The organism is Streptomyces sp. S6, assembly GCF_054880855.1.
On record NZ_JBTYMC010000122.1, the window covers coordinates 1 to 18319 of the forward strand.

An 18319-nucleotide genomic window follows, 5' to 3' on the forward strand; every position below is an offset into this window, starting at 1 on the left:
CCGCGCGCACCCCCGCCCGCCCCGCCGACGCGGACGCCGTGCGGGACGCGCTGGACGAGTTCGAGGAGGCGGTGGCCAGGGCGAACGCCGACACGGCGGAGCAGCCGCTGGCCCCCTTCACCACCGAGTCGGACTCCGGGGACAATGTCCCGGAGCCGGCCCGGAACCGGGACGCGCTGCCGCACGACACCGTGCGAAGCGACCGGCCCCCCACCGATGACCGGAACCCCACGCACCACCAGAACCACCTTCCGGAAGGAGCCGAGCAGTGAGCACGTCGACAGGTGACACCCCCGCGGGTGAGGCCAAGCCGACCGATCTGCGGGCCGCCGCAGCCGATTTCACCTGGCTGCTCAACCGTTTCGCCACCGAGACCGCGGGCGTCGTCGACGCCATCGCCGTGTCCTCGGACGGACTGCTGATAGCCGTCTCGGAGCTGCGTGAGCACGCGGACTCCGAGCGGCTCGCGGCGATCGTGTCCGGCATCACCTCGCTGGCCGCCGGAGCCTCCGGCAACTACGGCCTGGGCGGGCTGAACAAGGTCATCATCGACCTGGAGGGCGGCCATGTCCTGGTCTCCTCGATCGGCAGCGGCGCCGTCCTCGGCGTCGTCACCGACAAGGAGGCGAAGCTCGGCAACATCGCCTACGAGATGACGGTGTTCGCCAACCGGGCCGGTACCGCGCTCAGCCCGCAGCTGGTGCTGGAGCTGAAGAACAGCGTCGGCGCGGCCAAGCAGGCCCAGCAGGACCGCCACCGTCACTCCAGCAGACTGCGCTGACCGGCCGACGAGACGAACGCGGCAGAGAAGAGCAGGCGAAGATGGCGGACGGGGGCACCCCGCAGGGCGCCGGAGCGGACGGCGCACCGGCGCGTCCGCCCTCCGCCGTGCGTCCTTTCCTGGTCACCGCGGGCCGGGTGGCCGGCGGCTCGGCGGCCTCCGGGCGGCCGATGCCGGTCGAGACGCAGGTGGTGGCCACGGCGGGCGGGCTCGACGTGCTGGAGAAGCTCTCCTTCGAACGGCACGACATCGTCGCCGCGTGCCGCCGTCCGCAGTCGATCGCGGAGATCGCCGCGCGGCTGCGGCTGCATCTGAACGTCGTACGGGTGCTCGCCGAGGATCTGCGCGCGGCCGGGCATCTGACGGTGCACGTGCCCGACTCCGGCGCCATCCACGATCCTTCCGTCCTGCGCAGGGTTATCGATGGCCTGCGGGCCATCCCCGACTCCCGGGGGGTACTCCGTGACTCCGACTGAACCGTTCACCGGCGCCGCGGGCGCGGTGGCCGAACGGCCGCCGCTGCCGGTGAAGCTGGTGATCGCGGGCGGCTTCGGGGTGGGCAAGACCACCGCCGTCGGCTCGATCTCCGAGATCGAGCCGCTCACCACCGAGGCGGCCATCACCGAAGTGGCGGCGGGTGTCGACGACTTGTCGCACACGCCGCGCAAAACCACGACCACGGTCGCGATGGACTTCGGCTGCATCACCATCGACCCGACGCTGAAGCTGTACCTGTTCGGCACCCCCGGCCAGGAGCGCTTCGGCTTCATGTGGGACGACATCGTCGAGGGAGCCGTCGGCGGTCTCGTGATCGTCGACACCCGTCGGCTCGACGACTGCTACGCCGCCGTCGACTACTTCGAGCACCGCCGTATCCCCTTCGCGGTCGCCATCAACGCCTTCGACGGCAAGGTCGAGCACACCCTCGACGAGGTCCGCTGGGCCCTCGACGTCACGGACGGCGTCCCGCTGCTGGTGTTCGACGCCCGTGAACGGGGTTCGGTGCGGGACGCGTTGCTGGTGGTCCTGGAGCAGGCGCTGGCCCGCACGGGCGGCTGAGGGAATAGCCGGTCGGACCACGGAGGTTGGCCCGGTCATGAGCAACGACGCCCGCACGATCGGCAACCCGCCCGCCCTGCACGACCCGACCCCGTTCGGCTACGCCCACACCGTCTCGGCCCCCGGCGAACTCGTCTTCGTCGCGGGCCAGTACGCCTCCGACGAGCACGGCTCACCGGTCCCCGGCGACTTCGCCGCCCAGGTGGAGCTGGCCTTCGACCGGCTCCGTACGGCGCTGGAGGCGGTGGGCCTCGGGTACGAACACGTCGTCCGGCTCGGCACGTTCGTCGTGGACCACGACCTGGCCAAGCTGGAGGCGCTCGGCAAGGTCCTGCACGCCCGCTTCGGCGACCGGCTCCCCGCGCAGACCCTGAGCGGGGTCGCCTCGCTCGCGCTGCCGGGGATGCTGTTCGAGGTCGACGCGATCGCGGTACGGCCGGTCTAGGACACGGGAACGGGGGCGGTGCCGTTCGGCACCGCCCCCGAAGAAGATTGCTACGCGCTCCTGCGCACCCCCGGCGACACGGCCAGCCGCGCCACCCCCCAGAACAGCCCCAGCGTGCCGAGAGCCATCACGGCGACGAGGGTCGCACCCCCGACGACCTTCTCGTAGTCGTGCTGGTAGAGCCCGTCGATGATGAACCGGCCGAGCCCGCCGAGGCCGACGTACGCGGCGATGGTGGCGGTGGAGACGATCTGGATGGCCGCCGACCGCACCCCGCTGAGGATCAGCCCGAGGGCGACGGGGAGTTCGACGCGGAACAGGATTTCCACCTCGCGCATCCCCATCCCCCGGGCGGCGTCCACGGGCGCCGGGTCGACCGTGCGCATCGCCTCGTACGTGGTGACGAGGATCGGCGGGACGGCGAGGACGACGAGGGGGATCATCACCGGCAGCATGCCGAACCCGATGATCATCGTGGTGAGGACCAGGAGCCCGAACGTCGGCAGCGCGCGGGCGGCCGTCGCGACGAACGCGAGGGCGTTGCCGCCGCGCCCGTAGTGCCCGGTGACCAGCCCGATCGGCAGCCCGACGAGGACGGCGAGTCCGAGCGCCTCCAGCGAGTACTGGACGTGTTCCCACAGCCGCGTCGGGATCCCCGCGTAGCCGCTCCAGTTGGCGTCGTTGTCGAAGAACGCGCTGATGTAGTGCAGGACGTTCACGAGGCGGCGTCCTCCAGTGCGGCGGGTGCCGCCTCGGTCCTGGGCCGGCGGGCGCCCGCGCGGGGCATCCACGGCGTGAGAAGCGTCCGCAGGCCGACGAGCAGGGCGTCGACGATGACGGCGAGGGCCGCCGACGTCAGCACCGAGTTCCAGGCCAGCTCGGGCCGGTTGTAGATGTTCGCGTCGTGCAGCAGGTTGCCCAGCGCGCCCTGGTTGCCGATCAGCGTGCCGACGCTGACCAGCGAGATGCTGGACGCGACGGCGACCCTGAGCCCGGCGATGATCGCGGGCACGGCGATCGGCAACTGCACCTGGACGTAACGGCGTACGGGGCCGAAGCCCATCGCGGTCGCGGCGGCCAGCGTCTCCTGCGGCACGGACCGCACGGCGTCGACGATCGCCGGGACCAGCACGACGAGGCTGTAGACCGTGAGCGGGATCATCACGGTCAGCTCGGTCATGCCGGTGTAGTCGATGAGGACGACGAAGAAGGCGAGCGACGGGATCGCGTACAGCACGGTCGTCACCCAGAGCACCGGCGGGTAGAGCCACTTGAGGCGGACGCAGAGCTGTCCGAGCGGCAGGGCGATGACGAGCCCGGCCAGCACCGGGAGCAGCGCCTCGCGCAGGTGGAGGCCGATGAGGCCGGCCCAGCTGTGCTGGAGGTCGCTGGGGATCTGGAAGAAGCCGTCGAAGTAGCTCACCGCAGGACCTTCGGCTCACCCGGGGCGGAACTCTCCTCGTGCGCCCCGCGGATGGCGTCGCCGATGGCCTGCTGTGACACGACTCCGGCGACCCGGCCTTCCGCGTCCACCCCGACCGCCCAGCCCGTCGGCGAGAGCACGGCGCAGTCCAGGGCGGCCCGCAGCGAGTCGCGTCCGGCGGTGAACGGGCGTCCGCAGGACACGAGTTGTGCCGGGTCGATCTCCCCGGCGGTCAGCCTGCCGGGTTCGCCCCAGCCGAGCGGCCTGCCGTCGAGGTCGGTCACCAGGAGGAACGGGCCGCCCGCCGCCGCGAGTTGCTCGGCGCTGGAGTCGACCGCGACGACCTGCCGGGTGAGCAGCTCCAGCCCCTCGGAGGGGAAGAACGACAGCCGCCGGATGCCCCGGTCGGCGCCGAGGAAGTCCTCGACGAACGCGTCGGCGGGCGAGGAGAGCAGTTCGGCGGGCGGCGCGAACTGGGCGAGCTTGCCGCCGGTCCGCAGTACGGCGACCATCGTGCCGAGCTTCACGGCCTCGTCGATGTCGTGCGTGACGAAGACGATCGTCTTGCCCAACTCGCCCTGGATGCGCAGGAGTTCGTCCTGGAGGCCCTTGCGGACAACGGGGTCGACGGCGGAGAACGGCTCGTCCATCAGCAGGATGGGCGGGTCGGCGGCGAGGGCGCGGGCCACGCCGACGCGCTGTTGCTGGCCGCCGGAGAGCTGGTAGGGGTAGCGCTTCGCGAGCGCGGCGTCGAGGCCGACGCGGCCCATCAACTCGCGTGCGCGTGCCCGGGATTCGGTCTTGCCGACGCCCAACAGGCGGGGCACGGTCGCGATGTTGTCCAGGATCGTCCGGTGCTGGAAGAGTCCGGCGTTCTGGATGACGTAACCCATGCCCCGGCGCAGGGTGTTGACGGGCTGCTTACGGGTGTCGACGCCGTCGATGGAGATCGTGCCCTCGCTGGGCTCGACCATCCGGTTGACCATCCGCAGCGTGGTGGTCTTGCCGCAGCCCGAGGGGCCGACCAGGACGGTGATGGCGCGGTCCGGTATCTCCAGGGAGAGCCGGTCGACGGCGGTCGTGCCGTCCGGGTACCGCTTGGTGACTGAATCTATCCGTATCAAAACGCCGAACACCCTTCGGGTCTGGCTGTATCCGCCCGCTGTCGACCGTGACTAGGGCCGTTGCGGGGAGAGTGTAGACCGCCTGTGTTGCGTCTCTTCAACGGGTGCACAGTCTGAATTTCGCCATACGGGACGGCCTAGGCGGCCGTACTGGGAAACCCTGGCGTCCGCAGCACTTCCCCGCCCGGCAGCACCGCGAACACTTCACAACCCTCCCGGGAAGCCGCCCACTCGACACCCTCCCGCCCCATCGCGAACGCGGCCGTGGCCACCGTGTCGGCCAGCGTCAGCGACTTCGCGACGATCGTCAGGCTGTCGAGGCCGGTCGCCGCGAGGCCGGTGCGTCCGTCGATGATGTGGTCGCCGCGCTCGTACCGGGCGGACGTCGCGACGCCGCCGTCGGTCAACTCCAGTACGGCGCACACCTGATCGGCGAACTCCGGATGCCGCACCCCCACGCGCCAGGGCCCGCCGGCGACGACGACGTCGCCCCCGGCGTTGAGGCAGAACCTCCGCACCCCGGCGCCGGTCAGCAGGTCGGCCGCGCGCTGCACGGACCACCCCTTCACGACCGCACAGGGGTCGAAGTCCCGGCCGGGGAGCCGGACGTCGAACGCCCCGCCCGTCGCGACCCGGTACTCCTCGCACAGGCCGAGCACCTCGACGAGGCCGGCGCTCAGCGCGTCGTCCGGCAGCTCGCCCCGGCCGTACCGGGACACCTCGCTGTCGGGCTTGTACGGGCTGAACCGCTCATCGACCTCGCGCAGCCAGTCGAAGACGGCGTCCCCGAGCCCCTCGGGGACGGTGTCGTCGTCGATCCGCAGCGAGATCGGAAACCCCATGACGTGCTCGACCCGGTGCATGGCTCAGCCCTTCGCGTCAAGCGCGGCCTGGAGGGACTCCTTGTAGCCGCCGCTGGTGATGGTCGCTCCGGACACCGTATCGATCTCCGCGCTCTGCTCCCGCAGCGTCTCCGCGACCAACTTCGGCACGGCGTTCTTCGTCTGCGGGAAGTCCGGCGCCTTCAACATCCGCACGGCCGTGATCTCGTCGCCCTGGAAGGTGACCTCGACCTGCACGTCCCCCTTCTCGGTCTCGACGACCGAACCGGCGACGACCTGGGAACCCGCAGCAGCCGGAGAAGCAGCCGCATCCAGCGCCGCCTGCAACGACTTCTTGTAGCCGCCGCTGGTGATGGTCGCTCCGGACACCGTATCGATCTCCGCGCTCTGCTCCCGCAGCGTCTCCGCGACCAACTTCGGCACGGCGTTCTTCGTCTGCGGGAAGTCCGGCGCCTTCAACATCCGCACAGCGGTGATCTCGTCACCCTCGAAAGTGACCTCGACCTGCACGTCCCCCTTCTCCGTGCCGACGACCGAACCGGCGACGACCTGGGAACCCGCGGCGGAGGCGGCCGGCGAGGGAGAGGCGTCACCCTTCTTACCGGCAGCCGCAGCCGCATCCAGCGCCGCCTGCAACGACTTCTTGTAGCCGTTGCTGGTCAGCGTCGCTCCGGACACCGTGTCGATCTGCGCGCTCTGCGCCTTCAGGGTCGACGCGACCAGCTTCGGCACGGCGGCGGTCGTCTGCGGGTGATCGGGCTGCTTCAGCATCTTGACGGCGGTGATCCTGCCGCCCACGTACGTGATCTGTACCTGGACGTCGCCCTTCTCGGTGCTGACGGTCGTACCGGAGAACACGGTCCCCGCGACACTCGGCGCGGGCGCCTGGGAACTGCTGTCGGCCGAGGACGGGGTGCCGGCCTCGTACCGGAAGACGGGGATCAGCCCGGCGACGGACAGGACAAGAACGGGTATCGCTCGTTTCACGGTGTTTCTCTCATCCCGCCAGGCTGAAGCGTTCGAAGTGGATCTGCGGCTTGGGCACGTCCAGCTCGCGCAGGCTGCCCAGGACCGCGTTCATCATCGGCGGCGGCCCGCACAGGAAGACGTCGCGGTCCGCGATGTCCGGGACCAGCGCGGCGAGTTCACGCGGCGCGAGCCGGTCGGGGACGGGCGGCCCGGTGACGAGGTGCAGCTCGGCGCCCTTGGCGTGGGCGAGGGCGCGCAGCTCGTCGTAGAGGACGGCGTCGCGCTCGTTGCCGACGCGGTAGACGACGATCGCGTGCCCGGTGAGGTCCTCCATGAGGGCGCGGATCGGGGTGACGCCGACGCCGCCGGCGATGAGGAGCGCGTCGGTGCGGACGCGGTGCAGCGCGGTGAACGCGCCGTACGGGCCCTCGGCGAAGACGCGGGTGCCGGGCTTGATGTGCCGCAGGCCGGCCGAGCCGTCACCGGCCGCCTTGGCGGTGAGGCGCAGCCGCAGGCCGTCGGGGGCGGCGGAGAGCGAGAAGGGGTTGGCCTGCCACCAGCGGTCACGGGTCAGGAAGCGCCACAGGAAGAACTGGCCGGCCTGCGCGGGCATCTTGTCGAGGTCGCGGCCGGTGATGTGCACGGACACGACGTTGTCCGACTCGGGGACGACCTCCGAGACGCGCAGCTGGTGCCGCCAGTTCCGCCACAGCGGCAGGATCGCGCGGCCCAGGGCGACGGAGCCGAGCGCGACGGCCCACAGCGTGTACCAGTAGGCGGTCGCGGCGGGCGACGCGGTGAACGTCGTCCCGACGGCGACCTGGTGCGTGAAGGCGAGGACGACGGCGACGTACGTGTAGAGGTGGATGAAGTGCCACGTCTCGTACGCGAGGCGGCGCCGGGCCCAGCGCGCGGAGGCGCCGCCGATGACGAGGATCAGGAACCAGGCGACGACGGCCCGCAGGATCCCCTCGGTGTTCTCGGCGAGGTTCCACACCTGGTTGACGGGGTCGTTCGTGCCGGCCAGCTCGGCGTAGCCGAACGCGATGAACACGACGTGCCCGACGAGCGTCCACAGCAGGCCGAAGCCGGTCCAGCGGTGCCAGTTGGTGAGCCGGTCCATGCCGATGCGGCGGTCCAGCCAGGGCAGCCGGGCGACCAGCAGCAGCTGGAACGCCATGAACAGGGACGCGTACAGGCCGGTGAAGCGGCCCAGCACGATCAGCGTGTTCTGCGCGAAGCCGGCGCTCGCCGCGAAATAGGTGACGGCGGCGGCGTTCGCGGCCAGTACGGCGTACAGGCCGGTCCGTGCCACCACCTTCGGACGGATACCCGTGGCGGCGGGTGTGGGGGGAGACTGCTGGACGGTCGTCACGGGCCGAAACTCCTCGCTCGGATGCTCAGGACACGAGCTTCGCGGGTGGGAGCTGTCGATATCCTGTCGTAAGACTTTCAAGTGATTATCGATCCGGGGAGAGCGCCCTCCGAGGCTCGGGCTCCGCCGGTCGCGTGACGCACTATGAACGGGTGGAAAAAGACCAGGTGCAGAAAGTACGCCTGCTCGTCGTGGACGACGACCCGCCGATCGCCGACCTCGTGGCGACGGTCGCCCGCTACGAGGGCTGGGACGCGGTCACCGCGAACTGCGGTGAGGACGCGCTGCGGCTCGCCGCCGAGTTCCAGCCGGACATCGTGGTGCTCGACCTGATGCTGCCCGACGTGGACGGCTTCGGGGTCCTCGACCGTCTGCGCCGGGCCGGGACGATGGTGCCGGTGGTGTTCCTCACGGCTCGCGACGGCGTCGCGGACCGGGTCGCGGGCCTGACTCGCGGCGGTGACGACTACCTGGTGAAACCGTTTGCCGTCGAGGAGCTGATGGCCCGCCTGCGGACGGTCCTGCGCCGCTCGGCCGGCCCTTCCTTCACCCGCTCGGTCCTCCAGGTCGCCGACCTGACGATGGACGAGGACACCCGCGAGGTCCGCCGCGCGGGCGCCCTGCTGACGCTGACGCCGACCGAGTACGAGGTGCTGCGCTACCTGATGCGCCGCTCCCCCACGGTCCTCACCAAGGCGCAGATCCTCGACCACGTCTGGGAGTACGGCTTCGGCGGCCGGTCCAACGTCGTCGAGCTGGTCGTCAGCCGGCTGCGCCGCAAGCTCGACGCGACGGGCGAACCGCTGATCCACACCGTGCGCGGCTTCGGGTACGTGGTGCGCCGGCAGGCCGCCGAGTGATCGCGCGGCTGCGGGGGTGGTACCGCCGGATGCGGCTCGGCACCCGCCTCGCGCTCGGGCTCGGCGCGCTGGCACTGGTGGTGTTCGCCGTCGTCGGCGCCAGCCTGACGACGTACATGCGCGACTACATGCGCACCCAGCTCGACACCCAGCTCGCCCAGGCCCAGATCGCCCAGTCCAAGTCGATCGTCGACTCCGGCAAGCTGGCGGGCAAGAAGTACTGGAGCTGGTACTACGCCCTCTACGACGTGGAGAAGGACGGCAAGGCCTGGCTGCGCACCCCGGAGGACCCGACCGACCTGCCGCCGGACGTGAGCGCCTTCACTGCCGTGGCGAAGCAGCAGGCCGGCGCGGCGACGGAGGTGCTGCGCACCACCCACATCGCGGACGAGGGCGACTACCGGGTGCGCGCCTGCGAGGTGGAGCCGGGGGTGGTGCTGGTGAGCGCCGCCCCGCTGGACGACGTCGACAGCACCGTGCAGCGGCTGATCGTCCTCCAGGTCGTCGCCTTCGGGCTCGCCCTGCTGGCGCTCGTGGTGATAGGCCGGCGTCTGCTGCGGCGCGGGCTCAACCCGCTCAGCGACATGGCGCACACCGCGCACGGCATCGCCTCCCACGACCTCACGGACTCCGCCGCGCGGCTGTCGCTCCGCGCCGACCAGCGGGGCGGCGGGCCCGAGGTGGAGGAGCTGCGGACCGCCTTCAACACCATGCTGGAGCACATCGACGACTCCCTCGCGGTGCGCGCGGAGGCGGAGCAGCGGCTGCGCCGGTTCGTCGCGGACGCCTCGCACGAACTCCGGACCCCCCTGATGTCCGTGCGCGGGTACGCCGACCTGTTCCAGTACGCCGCCGCGAACGCCCCCGAGGAACGGGAGAGACACCTCGCCCGGCTGCGGGCCGAGGCCGCGCGGATGGGGTTCCTCCTCGACGACCTCCTCCTCCTCGCCCGCCTCGACGCCGCCGAGGTGGAGGCGCCGCTGCGGATGGCCGAGACGGACCTCGTGGACCTCGTCGCGCAGGCCGCCGACGCGTTCCGGGTGAGCCACAAGGACCACCCGCTGACGGTGCTCCCCGGCCCCGCGGAACTGAAGATCCGCCTCGACCCCCAGCGCGTCCGCCAGGTCCTGGACAACCTCCTCACGAACGCCTCCGTCCACACCCCGGCAGGCACACCCGTCTCCGTCTCGGTATCCGCCGACGACGGCACGGCGTACGTCCGCGTCACCGACAAGGGCCCCGGCATCCCCACCGCCGACCGCGACCGCGTCTTCGACCGCTTCTACCGCGTCGACAAGGCCCGCAGCCGCGACCGGGGCGGCAGCGGACTCGGCCTGTCGGTGGCACGCTCACTGGTCCGGGCCCACGGGGGGACGATCCGACTGGCGGACGACGCGGAGGGACGAACGGTGTTCGTGGTGGAACTGCCGGTGGACGGGGCGGCGTAGGCACGGGGGTCGAGACACGGCTGTCCAGCACGGGGGCGACCTACACGAGTCGGGACGCGGATGCCGACGGGGACGGTTGTCCCGGCACGGGGTTTCAGGCACAGGCCGTCCCGGCACGGGATGTCGAGGCGCAGCCGTCCCGGCACAGGCGTCCCAGCGCAGGGTGTCGAAGCGCAGGCCGCCCGGCGCAGCCGGCCGTGTGTGGTCGGCTACCTGAGCGCCTCCAGTTCTCGTCGTACCGCCTCCTCACCCACCCCCTCCGCCCTGTTGTCGAACTCCAGCCGCCGCGCTCCCTCCCAACGGCAGGGGTTTGTCTCGGAGTTGGTCCAGAACGTGGTCCAGTCGGCCAGCTTGGAGGCGTCGCGGGGCAGGCCCCGGGCACGGATGCGTGCCTGGGCCGTCGCCGAGTCCACGCGGACCTGGACGACGACGGGTTCGACGCCGTCGGGCCAGCCGTGCCGTGCGGGGGTGTCGGTGAGGTACCGGACGTCGGCGAAGTGGCTGCCGAAGGGGGCGTCCAGGACGACGTCGCGGCCTGCCGCGAGGTTGTCCCGTGCCAGGTCGAGCAGTGTCAGGTACTCCAACTCCCGTACGGCGGACAGGTAGTAGGCGTTGCCGTCCCGGTCGTCGGGGTCCGTGCCGGCCGCTTTCAGCAGGGCCTCCGTCAGCCGTGTGCAGGCCGTGTCCTTGTCGAGGTGGGCCGCTCCGGTGAGCCGTGCGAGGAGGCGGGCGACGGTGGACTTGCCGGACCCGGCGGGGCCGATGACGAAGTAGGCCCTCATGCCCGGGTGTCCCTCACGAAGAACAGGTACGACGCCCCGCCGACCAGCAGCAGCGCCCCGCCGACCACGAACACCAGGCTGTAGCTGTTGCCGGTCGCGTCCAGGATCGCGCCGGTGACGATGGGTGCCAGCGCCGCCCCGAGGAACCCCCCGAAGTTCTGGACGGCCCCCAGCGAGGCGACCTGGTGGGGCTCGGCGAGGTCGGAGGCCAGCGTCCACAGGCACCCCATCGGCACCTGCGCCGCGAAGTACCCCAGCGACAGCAGAGCCACGGCGAGGGGCGTGCTCTCGACGTACGCCACCGGCAGGACGGACAGGGCGGCGAGGACGGCCCCGCCGACGATCGGCACCTTGCGCGCCGTCACCGTCGGCATCCCCCGCCGGATCAGCCGCCCCGACAGCAGGCCGCCGCACAGCACCCCGGCGATCCCGCACAGGTACGGCAGCGACGCGAGCCACCCGGTCTCGGCGAGGCTGAACCCCCGTGAGGTCTCCAGATAGCTGGGCAGCCACGTCAGGTACACCCACACCGTGTAGAAGATCCCGAACGCCCCCAGAATCATGAACCAAGTGTTCCGCTGCCCGAACAACGCCCCCCAACCGGCCTTCTCCGTCGGCCCCTTGACGGCCTCGGCGATCTCCTCGCCCCGGATCAGCGCCTGTTCCCGCAGCGACGGATCCCGGTACACCCGCAGCCACACGAGCATCACGGCGATCCCGAGCACCCCCACCGTGAGAAACATCCCCCGCCACCCGAACGCGATCAGCAACGACGTCAGCAACGGCGGCGCAACCGCGTTCGCTATCTGCGACCCGGTGTTGACGACCGAGATCGGCAACGCCCGCTCCTCCTTGCCGAACCACGTCTCGTTCACCTTCAGACTCGCGGTGAAGAAGGGAGATTCGGCGACCCCGAGCGCGACCCGGGCCGCGTACAGCAGCCCGAAACTACTGGCGGCGGCGGTCACCATGGTCATGAGCGACCACAGCCCCGCCGCCCACGCGTACATCCTCTTCGGCCCGAACCGGTCCACGAGATACCCGGCGGGCAGATTGGCGATGGCGTACGGCCAGGAGAACGCGGCCAGCAACAGCCCCATCTCGGTGGCGCTCAGCCCGAACTCCCCGGCGATGGTCGTGTTGGCGACGCTGAGGGTGGCCCGGTCGAGGTAGTTGACGACACCCCCGACGACGAGGAGCGCGACGAAGGCCCAGCGGATCCGGAGGCGGGTGGAGGACTTGACGGACAGGGGAACGAGCGAGCCTTGAACCACGGGAACAACTCCTCGGGGATGAAAGGAGAAGAGGGGAACCGGAGTCTTTTCAGGGGCGCGGGGCCGCATCGATTCGCAGCAGACGGCGTACTACCTCCGAGCCCCCTCGATCTCCCGCAGAATCACCGAAGCCGCGTCGGTGACCCGCCGATAGTCCCCGTCCCCCCTTGCCGCCTTGGTCACGAAACTCCCCACCCCCACCGCCACCGCCCCCGCGTCGAACCACTCCTTCACGTTCTCCGGCGTCACCCCGCCCGCCGGCATGATCGGCGCCTGCGGCAACGGCGCCCGGACGGTCCGCACATAGGCGGGCCCCCCGGAGAACTCGGCGGGGAACAGCTTCACGATGTCGGCGCCCGCCTCCATCGTCCGGACGATCTCCGTGGGCGTGAACGCCCCGCTGACGGTGACGGCCTGATACCGGTTGGCGGCGGCGATCATCGAGGGCTCCAGGTTGGGGCTGACGAGCAGTCGCGCACCCGCCCGCACACAGGCGACGGCCGACTCCGCGTCCAGCACGGTCCCGGCCCCCACCAGCACGTCGTCCCCGTACCGCGAGGCCAGCGTGGAGATGACATCCAGCGCCCCCGGCACGGACAGGGTGATCTCCAGCGCCCGGAACCCCCCTTCGATCGCCGCCTCGGAGACGGCGAGGGCCTCCTCCGCGCTGTCGAGGCGGACGATCAGCAGCGCACCGGTGCGGGTGATCGACTCCAGAGCCGCAAACTTCGTTACCATGGCAGCACACGCTAGAACATGGATTCACACGGTGTCACGAGCCGGGACACCGGAAATTTCCCGGATAGGCTGAACGCCGCGCAGCGGAGCCGTATCGAGGAGACCCAGTGAGCCCAGCGGGCAAGGCCCCCCTGATCCCCGAACAGCGCCACCAGGAACTGCTGCGGCTGCTGCGCGCGACCGGCGTGCTGAGCATCCGGGACCTCACGTCGGCGCTGGACGTCTCGCACATGACGGTCCGCCGGGACATCGCCGCGCTGGAGCGGACGGGCCTGGTGGTCTCGGTGCAGGGCGGCGTCCGCCTCGCCGAGCGCGCGGGCCACGCCCCGCCGAGGGAGCGGACGACGCGTGCTGGCCTGGAGATCCCCCGCAAGGAGGCCATAGCGGAGCGGGCGGCGGCCCTGGTGGCGGACGGCATGGTCGTCTACCTGGACGCGGGGACGACGTGCCAGTCGGTCGTCCCGTTCCTCTCCCTCCGGGCCGGCCTCACGGTCGTCACGAACGACCTGCACGCCGCGCTCGCCCTCTTCGCCCTCCCGTCCGTCCACATCGTGCACACCGGCGGCGAGGTGGACCCGGCGAGCGCGGCCGGGGGCGGTCCGCTGGCCGTGCGGACGATCGAGGGGATCAACATCGACCTGTGCCTCCTCGGCGCGGGCGCCTGGGACCTGGCGCACGGCGTGACCAGCCACTCCACGGACAAGGTGCTGCTGAAGCAGGCGGTGATGCGGGCCTCGGGCGCGGTGGCGCTGCTCGCGGACAGCACGAAGTGGGGCTCCACCGAGCGGTTCACGGTGACCTCTCTCGACCGGCTCGACACCGTCGTCACGGACGGCGGTCTCCCGGACGAGGTGGCGGCGCGGATCGAGGAGGAGGGTCCTGAGGTGCTGCGGGCGGGTTGAACCGAGTCACCGCGCGGAACGTATGAGGGTGCGACAGGCCCGCCGGACCGGGATGAGCGGCGGTCACCCTGGGCAGAACTCAACCACCGACCCGACGACCGCACTCCCGCCCCTCCCCGAGTCGCCCCTCCGCCCACACCTCGTAGGCTTCCGGACACCGCACCGTCACACCGGAGGGGAACCGTTCCTTCATCCCCTCCCCACCGGTAGCCGGTCCGGGGGCGCGCGAGATCCTCGCACGCCCCACCGCTCACCCCGGACCAGGCACCGCCCGCACCTCGCCCCCTGCCGCGCGCCCCACGCGGAAGGGGGCGACGCGAAAGGACGAAGCGCCCCGTGACCGTGCTGCCGACCACGAAGACGCTGTACGACGAGACAGCCCCGCTCCCGACGACCCCGGCGGCCGGCCGGAGACCCGCCGTGAGCCGCCATGTCCGCCGGGCGATCAGCCTGCTGCCCCTGCTGTTCCTGATCGTCTGGGCGGCGCTGGACTGGCCGACCGTCCTCGACGGCATGAGCCGGCTGACCGACGCGGACCCCTGGTGGCTGCTGGTCGGCGCCGGTTTCACGTTCCTCGGCTGCGTGGCGGCGGCGTTCATCCGCCAGGGCGCGCTGATGGACCGCCTCCCGCCGGGCCCCCTGCTGGCCTCGCAGTTCGCGGCGGGCGCCGCCAACCACGTCCTGCCGGCGAGTCTCGGCGCGCACGCGGTGACCCTGCGGTTCCTCCAGCGCCAGAACGTGCCGCTCCCCCGGGCGACCGCCTCCCTGGCGCTCTACTCGCTGGCCCGCGCGGTCGCGAAGACCCCGGTCGTCCTCGCCTTCGTCATCGCGGCCCCGGACGCCGTCCGCCCCGAGGCGCTGCTGCCCAACGGGCGGGCCCTGATGATGGCGGTCACCGGCGTCCTCCTCGTCCCGGCGGCGGGCGCTCTCCTGCTGGCGACGTTCCGCCCGCTGCGCCGCCCCACGGTGGAGTTCGTCCGCACGGCGCTGACCGGCGTCAAGGCCATCCACTCCCGCCCGACGCGCTTCCTGTCCCTGTGGGGCGGCGCGATGGCGGCCCCGCTGATCCAGGCGGCGATCGTCGCGTCGGTCGGCACCGCCCTGGACCTCCCCCTGTCCTGGCTCCAACTGGCCTTCGCCTATCTGGCCGCGTCCACCGCCGCCGGCGCCGTCCCCGCGCCCGGCGGCATCGGCCCCCTCGACGCGGCCCTCATCCTCACCCTCGCCGGCTACGGCACCCCCCTCTCCCTCGCCACCGCCACCGTCCTCGGCTACCGCGTCCTCACCGTCTGGGTGCCGCTGCTGCCGGGGATGCTGGTGATGTCGGCGATGGTCCAGCGCGAACTGCTGTAGCCCCTGCAAGGTTTCCGCAAGGCCCCCGCAAGGTTTCCGTCGGTCCGCTCGGGCACCACCCCCTCACCGAGCACCTTCATGACGGGTACGAACACGGGGGTACCACATGAACCGGAGCACGTCACCGAAACCCGCGGAAACCGCTTCCCGCACCGGCGCCTCGCAGTGGCTCACCCTGCCGCACTGCAAGCGTGTCCTGGTCGTCGTCCACACGGAGGTCTACGGCAAACGACTGCTCGACGTCCTTCCCCTGCTGGAGTCCGACCTGCGCGTCCAGGTCGAGTTCACCATCGCTCCCCACGCCTTCAACCCCGGCGCGGCACGCTCCCTGCCGACCCTGCACGGCGGACTGATCCCCTGGGAGACGGCGGTGCGCAGCCGCTTCGACCTGGTGATCGCCGCCGGTTCGCAGGGGTTGCACCTGCTGAACGGGCCGCTGCTGCGGCTGCCGCACGGGGCGGGGCACATCAAGCTGACCCTGCCCGACGACAACCGGCACCCCGGCACGCCCCGGACCGTGGAGGGGCTGGGCCGACGGTACCTGGTGCGCGACGGGCAGCTGATCCCGGCGGCACTGGCCCTCGCCCACCACGACGACCTGGGTGCGCTGCGCCGACACTGCCCGGAGGCGCTGCCGGTCGCCGAGGTGGTCGGTGACTCGTCGTACGACCTGCTGAAGGCGGGCCTGCGCAGGCGCACCCGGATCCGGGCCGCGCTGGGGCTGCGCCGAGGGCAGAAGCTGGTGGTGGTCTCCTCCACCTGGGGGTCGGGCTCCAACTTCAACCGGCTGGACGCCTTGCTGCCCCGGCTGCTGGCCGAACTCGATCCGGCGGTGTTCAGGACCGCCGTGCTCGTCCACCCCAACGTCTGGTCCGGGCACGGTGACTGGCAGGTCCGGTCGTGGCTCTCGACAGCCCGTCGGCACGGCATCGCGGTCGTCCCACCGCAGGCCGACTGGCGTACGCCGGTCATCGCCGCCGACTGGCTGATCGGGGACCACGGCTCGGTGACGCTGTACGCCACCCTCGCCCGTGTGCCCATCCTGCTGGCCCGGTTCCCGTCCGACGACGTCAACCCCGACTCGCCCAGCGCCGAACTCGCGCGCGTCGCACCGGCGTTGTCGGCCGGACACCGCCTGCCGGAACAACTCGCCTATGCACGTGCCACGTACCCGGCGGACGACTACGCCCGAATCGCCCGCCAACTCTCCTCAGAACCGGGCCGGTTCGGCCGCAACCTGCGCAAACTGATGTACCGGCTGCTGGAGTTGGGGGAACCGGCGCATCCGCCGACCCTGCCACCCCTCCCGCTGCCCACCCCGCTGTGGGGGCCGGCACAGGGCGAGGTGTCGGCGTGAACGGCCTGCTGGTCGTCCGGCTGGACGCGGACGGCGGGGAGAACTGGCGGGAGTGTGCCGACATGCTGTACGCGGCACGCCCGTTGGCCCTCCCCGAGGCCCGGTCGCTGACCTCTCTCCTGCTGGAGCGCTACCCGGGCTGCGGTCTGGTGTGCGTGCCCGGTGACGACGGCGGCTGGGTCCTCGGCACCCGTTCCCACCTCACGGTCGTAACCCTGCCAGCCGGTCCGCCAGACGCCCCGCGTCCGCTTCACTGACCGGCTGATATCGGGCCAGGGCCTCGGTGTACCGATCCCTGGCCCGTTCCGTGTCCCCGCGTTCCTCGGCGCCCTGGCCGAGCATCTCCAGCGTCCTGGCCTGCCAGTGGACGGACCCGGTCGCCTCGAACTCCGTGACAGCCTGGTGGAGTTGGCGGTCGGCGGTGTCGTGCCGGCCGGCGAGGGCGTGGGCACGGCCGAGGAACGCGAGGGCCCGCGCGGCGTCGTACGGGTCGTGCTCGTCGAGGAGTTCGGTGCGGGCCAGGTTCAGGTGCGGGAGTGCGTCGTGCGGTCGGCCGTCGGCGAGGGCGACATCACCGAGGCAGATGCGGGTCAAGGCGGCGCCGCGCCGGTAACCGATCCGTTCGCGCAGGGTGAGGGCCTGGACGAAGTGGTCCCGGGCTTCGGTGAGGCGTCCGGCGAGTCGATGCGCCTGCCCGATCCCGTACAGCGCCTGCGCTTGCGCCCTGCGTGCCCGTTCCGAGTCCGGACCCGGGGTCCGTGCGAGGTCGAGCGCGTCCTGGGCCCAGGCGATGGCGTCGTCGTACCGGCCCGCGTTGTACAGCGCGACCCCTCCGGAGGTGAGCATCCGACTGACGGCGTCCCGGTCCTCGGTCCGCCGAGCCGCCGCGAGCCCGATCTCGTGGACCTCGACCCATAGGTCGTAAGGTCGGATTCTCAGAAAAAACGGCCACATCGCATCCGCGAGCTGCCACACCGCCACATCCTCCCCGCGCCGAGCACAGTCACGCAGCACAGCCATGAGCGGACCGCTCTCCTCGCCGAGCCACCGCAGCGCTCCGGCGGCGTCGGTGAACGGGGCAGGTGAGGGCTCCCCCGCGTAGTCGCGGCTCAGCGTGCGATGGGTCGGGGTCAGCAGCGCCTCGGCGGCCGTGGTCACCGACAGATAGTGGTCGACGGCCCGCCGCCGCGCGTGCTCGACGCTCTCGGCGCTCTCCTCGGCGGCGGCGCGCTCGCGGGCGTGCAGCCGGAGCAGATCGTGGAACCGGTAGCGATCAGGCCCGAGATCCTCCAGCAGGTTCGCCTCCACCAGCGCGTCGAGCACCCGCTCCGCCTCCCCGCTTCCCGTCCCGCAGACGGCGGCGGCGACCGCCGAGGAGAAGAAGGGCACCGGTAACAGCCCCAACTTCCGGTACCCGGCCGCCAGTTCAGCGGGGAGCAGGCGGTACGACTCTTGCAGCGCGGCCCGTACGGCCGCCTCCCCCTCGATGCTGAGCGCGTCCAGCGCGCTCTCGTCACCGGCGCCGAGTGCCCGTGCCATCACGGCGAGCGGCTGGCGTGGCCGGGCGGCGACCCGGGCGCCCGCGAC

General features: G+C 71.6%; 21 protein-coding genes. 11 read left to right on the top strand and 10 right to left on the bottom strand.

Annotated features, from left to right (window positions below; genetic code table 11):
- The 5 genes from ACVNF4_RS18515 to ACVNF4_RS18535 form a co-directional block, all read left to right on the top strand.
- On the top strand, positions 1 to 272 hold a 272-nt coding region (locus ACVNF4_RS18515; RefSeq protein ID WP_461803941.1), incomplete at its 5' end, for a hypothetical protein.
- Entirely contained in the window at positions 269 to 781 is a 513-nt protein-coding gene (locus tag ACVNF4_RS18520) for a roadblock/LC7 domain-containing protein (RefSeq protein WP_461803942.1), read from the top strand. The genes ACVNF4_RS18515 and ACVNF4_RS18520, both read left to right, overlap by 4 nt.
- A 41-nt stretch (positions 782 to 822) precedes the next feature.
- The gene (locus tag ACVNF4_RS18525) at positions 823 to 1257 is read left to right on the top strand and encodes a DUF742 domain-containing protein (RefSeq protein WP_461803943.1); all 435 of its coding nucleotides are present in this window, start codon (positions 823 to 825) and stop codon (positions 1255 to 1257) included.
- The gene (locus ACVNF4_RS18530; RefSeq protein ID WP_461803944.1) at positions 1244 to 1840 is read left to right on the top strand and encodes a GTP-binding protein; all 597 of its coding nucleotides are present in this window, start codon (positions 1244 to 1246) and stop codon (positions 1838 to 1840) included. The genes ACVNF4_RS18525 and ACVNF4_RS18530 overlap by 14 nt, the downstream gene beginning before the upstream one ends.
- A 37-nt stretch (positions 1841 to 1877) precedes the next feature.
- Positions 1878 to 2285: a RidA family protein gene (locus ACVNF4_RS18535; protein WP_461803945.1), complete on the top strand. Its 408-nt coding sequence runs from the start codon at positions 1878 to 1880 to the stop codon at positions 2283 to 2285.
- Between the two features lie 50 nt (positions 2286 to 2335).
- Here the strand turns inward: ACVNF4_RS18535 and ACVNF4_RS18540 are convergent, their stop codons facing one another.
- From ACVNF4_RS18540 to ACVNF4_RS18565, 6 genes are all read right to left on the bottom strand, one after another.
- Entirely contained in the window at positions 2336 to 3004 is a 669-nt protein-coding gene (locus tag ACVNF4_RS18540; RefSeq protein ID WP_461803946.1) for an ABC transporter permease, read from the bottom strand.
- The gene (locus ACVNF4_RS18545; protein WP_461803947.1) at positions 3001 to 3708 is read right to left on the bottom strand and encodes an ABC transporter permease; all 708 of its coding nucleotides are present in this window, start codon (positions 3706 to 3708) and stop codon (positions 3001 to 3003) included. Before ACVNF4_RS18545 ends, ACVNF4_RS18540 begins: the two co-directional genes overlap by 4 nt.
- Positions 3705 to 4832 (bottom strand): ABC transporter ATP-binding protein, encoded by a 1128-nt coding sequence (locus ACVNF4_RS18550; protein WP_461803961.1) that lies wholly within the window; start codon positions 4830 to 4832, stop codon positions 3705 to 3707. Before ACVNF4_RS18550 ends, ACVNF4_RS18545 begins: the two co-directional genes overlap by 4 nt.
- Before the next feature lie 137 nt (positions 4833 to 4969).
- Positions 4970 to 5695: an FAD:protein FMN transferase gene (locus ACVNF4_RS18555; RefSeq protein ID WP_461803948.1), complete on the bottom strand. Its 726-nt coding sequence runs from the start codon at positions 5693 to 5695 to the stop codon at positions 4970 to 4972.
- A gap of 3 nt (positions 5696 to 5698) precedes the next feature.
- Positions 5699 to 6661 (bottom strand): FMN-binding protein, encoded by a 963-nt coding sequence (locus ACVNF4_RS18560; RefSeq protein ID WP_461803949.1) that lies wholly within the window; start codon positions 6659 to 6661, stop codon positions 5699 to 5701.
- A 10-nt stretch (positions 6662 to 6671) separates the two neighbouring features.
- The gene (locus tag ACVNF4_RS18565; protein WP_461803950.1) at positions 6672 to 8018 is read right to left on the bottom strand and encodes a ferredoxin reductase family protein; all 1347 of its coding nucleotides are present in this window, start codon (positions 8016 to 8018) and stop codon (positions 6672 to 6674) included.
- A gap of 167 nt (positions 8019 to 8185) precedes the next feature.
- On the opposite strand from ACVNF4_RS18565, the gene ACVNF4_RS18570 reads away from it, so the two are divergent.
- Both ACVNF4_RS18570 and ACVNF4_RS18575 read left to right on the top strand, forming a co-directional pair.
- A complete protein-coding gene (locus ACVNF4_RS18570; protein WP_461803951.1) occupies positions 8186 to 8878 on the top strand; it encodes a response regulator transcription factor in 693 nt (230 codons plus the stop codon).
- The gene (locus ACVNF4_RS18575) at positions 8875 to 10326 is read left to right on the top strand and encodes a sensor histidine kinase (protein ID WP_461803952.1); all 1452 of its coding nucleotides are present in this window, start codon (positions 8875 to 8877) and stop codon (positions 10324 to 10326) included. Before ACVNF4_RS18570 ends, ACVNF4_RS18575 begins: the two co-directional genes overlap by 4 nt.
- Before the next feature lie 209 nt (positions 10327 to 10535).
- Here the strand turns inward: ACVNF4_RS18575 and ACVNF4_RS18580 are convergent, their stop codons facing one another.
- The 3 genes from ACVNF4_RS18580 to ACVNF4_RS18590 all read right to left on the bottom strand — a co-directional run bounded on the left by ACVNF4_RS18580 (position 10536) and on the right by ACVNF4_RS18590 (position 13120).
- Positions 10536 to 11108 (bottom strand): AAA family ATPase, encoded by a 573-nt coding sequence (locus ACVNF4_RS18580; protein WP_461803953.1) that lies wholly within the window; start codon positions 11106 to 11108, stop codon positions 10536 to 10538.
- Positions 11105 to 12382 (bottom strand): MFS transporter, encoded by a 1278-nt coding sequence (locus ACVNF4_RS18585; protein ID WP_461803954.1) that lies wholly within the window; start codon positions 12380 to 12382, stop codon positions 11105 to 11107. Before ACVNF4_RS18585 ends, ACVNF4_RS18580 begins: the two co-directional genes overlap by 4 nt.
- Positions 12383 to 12472: 90 nt before the next feature.
- Positions 12473 to 13120: a bifunctional 4-hydroxy-2-oxoglutarate aldolase/2-dehydro-3-deoxy-phosphogluconate aldolase gene (locus ACVNF4_RS18590; RefSeq protein WP_461803955.1), complete on the bottom strand. Its 648-nt coding sequence runs from the start codon at positions 13118 to 13120 to the stop codon at positions 12473 to 12475.
- Between the two features lie 107 nt (positions 13121 to 13227).
- Between ACVNF4_RS18590 and ACVNF4_RS18595 the strand changes: the two genes are divergently transcribed.
- The 4 genes from ACVNF4_RS18595 (at position 13228) to ACVNF4_RS18610 (ending at position 16989) form a co-directional block, all read left to right on the top strand.
- Positions 13228 to 14022 (top strand): DeoR/GlpR family DNA-binding transcription regulator, encoded by a 795-nt coding sequence (locus ACVNF4_RS18595; RefSeq protein ID WP_461803956.1) that lies wholly within the window; start codon positions 13228 to 13230, stop codon positions 14020 to 14022.
- Between the two features lie 336 nt (positions 14023 to 14358).
- On the top strand, positions 14359 to 15375 hold the full coding sequence (locus ACVNF4_RS18600; RefSeq protein ID WP_461803957.1) for a lysylphosphatidylglycerol synthase transmembrane domain-containing protein: 1017 nt from the start codon (positions 14359 to 14361) through the stop codon (positions 15373 to 15375).
- 106 nt (positions 15376 to 15481) lie between these two features.
- Entirely contained in the window at positions 15482 to 16732 is a 1251-nt protein-coding gene (locus ACVNF4_RS18605) for a hypothetical protein (RefSeq protein ID WP_461803958.1), read from the top strand.
- The gene (locus tag ACVNF4_RS18610) at positions 16729 to 16989 is read left to right on the top strand and encodes a hypothetical protein (RefSeq protein ID WP_461803959.1); all 261 of its coding nucleotides are present in this window, start codon (positions 16729 to 16731) and stop codon (positions 16987 to 16989) included. Before ACVNF4_RS18605 ends, ACVNF4_RS18610 begins: the two co-directional genes overlap by 4 nt.
- Here ACVNF4_RS18610 and ACVNF4_RS18615 read toward each other — a convergent pair.
- Positions 16934 to 18319, bottom strand: a 1386-nt coding sequence (locus ACVNF4_RS18615; RefSeq protein ID WP_461803960.1) for a tetratricopeptide repeat protein, incomplete at its 5' end; no start/stop codon positions are given. The genes ACVNF4_RS18610 and ACVNF4_RS18615 overlap by 56 nt on opposite strands.

Excerpts from the sequence above, each read along its gene's own strand:
- ACVNF4_RS18535 (WP_461803945.1), top strand. The coding sequence starts at position 1,878 with ATGAGCAACGACGCCCGCACGATCGGCAACCCGCCCGCCCTGCACGAC.
- ACVNF4_RS18555 (WP_461803948.1), bottom strand. The coding sequence starts at position 5,695 with ATGCACCGGGTCGAGCACGTCATGGGGTTTCCGATCTCGCTGCGGATC.
- ACVNF4_RS18590 (WP_461803955.1), bottom strand. The coding sequence starts at position 13,120 with ATGGTAACGAAGTTTGCGGCTCTGGAGTCGATCACCCGCACCGGTGCG.
- ACVNF4_RS18525 (WP_461803943.1), top strand. The coding sequence starts at position 823 with ATGGCGGACGGGGGCACCCCGCAGGGCGCCGGAGCGGACGGCGCACCG.
- ACVNF4_RS18605 (WP_461803958.1), top strand. The coding sequence starts at position 15,482 with ATGAACCGGAGCACGTCACCGAAACCCGCGGAAACCGCTTCCCGCACC.
- ACVNF4_RS18580 (WP_461803953.1), bottom strand. The coding sequence starts at position 11,108 with ATGAGGGCCTACTTCGTCATCGGCCCCGCCGGGTCCGGCAAGTCCACC.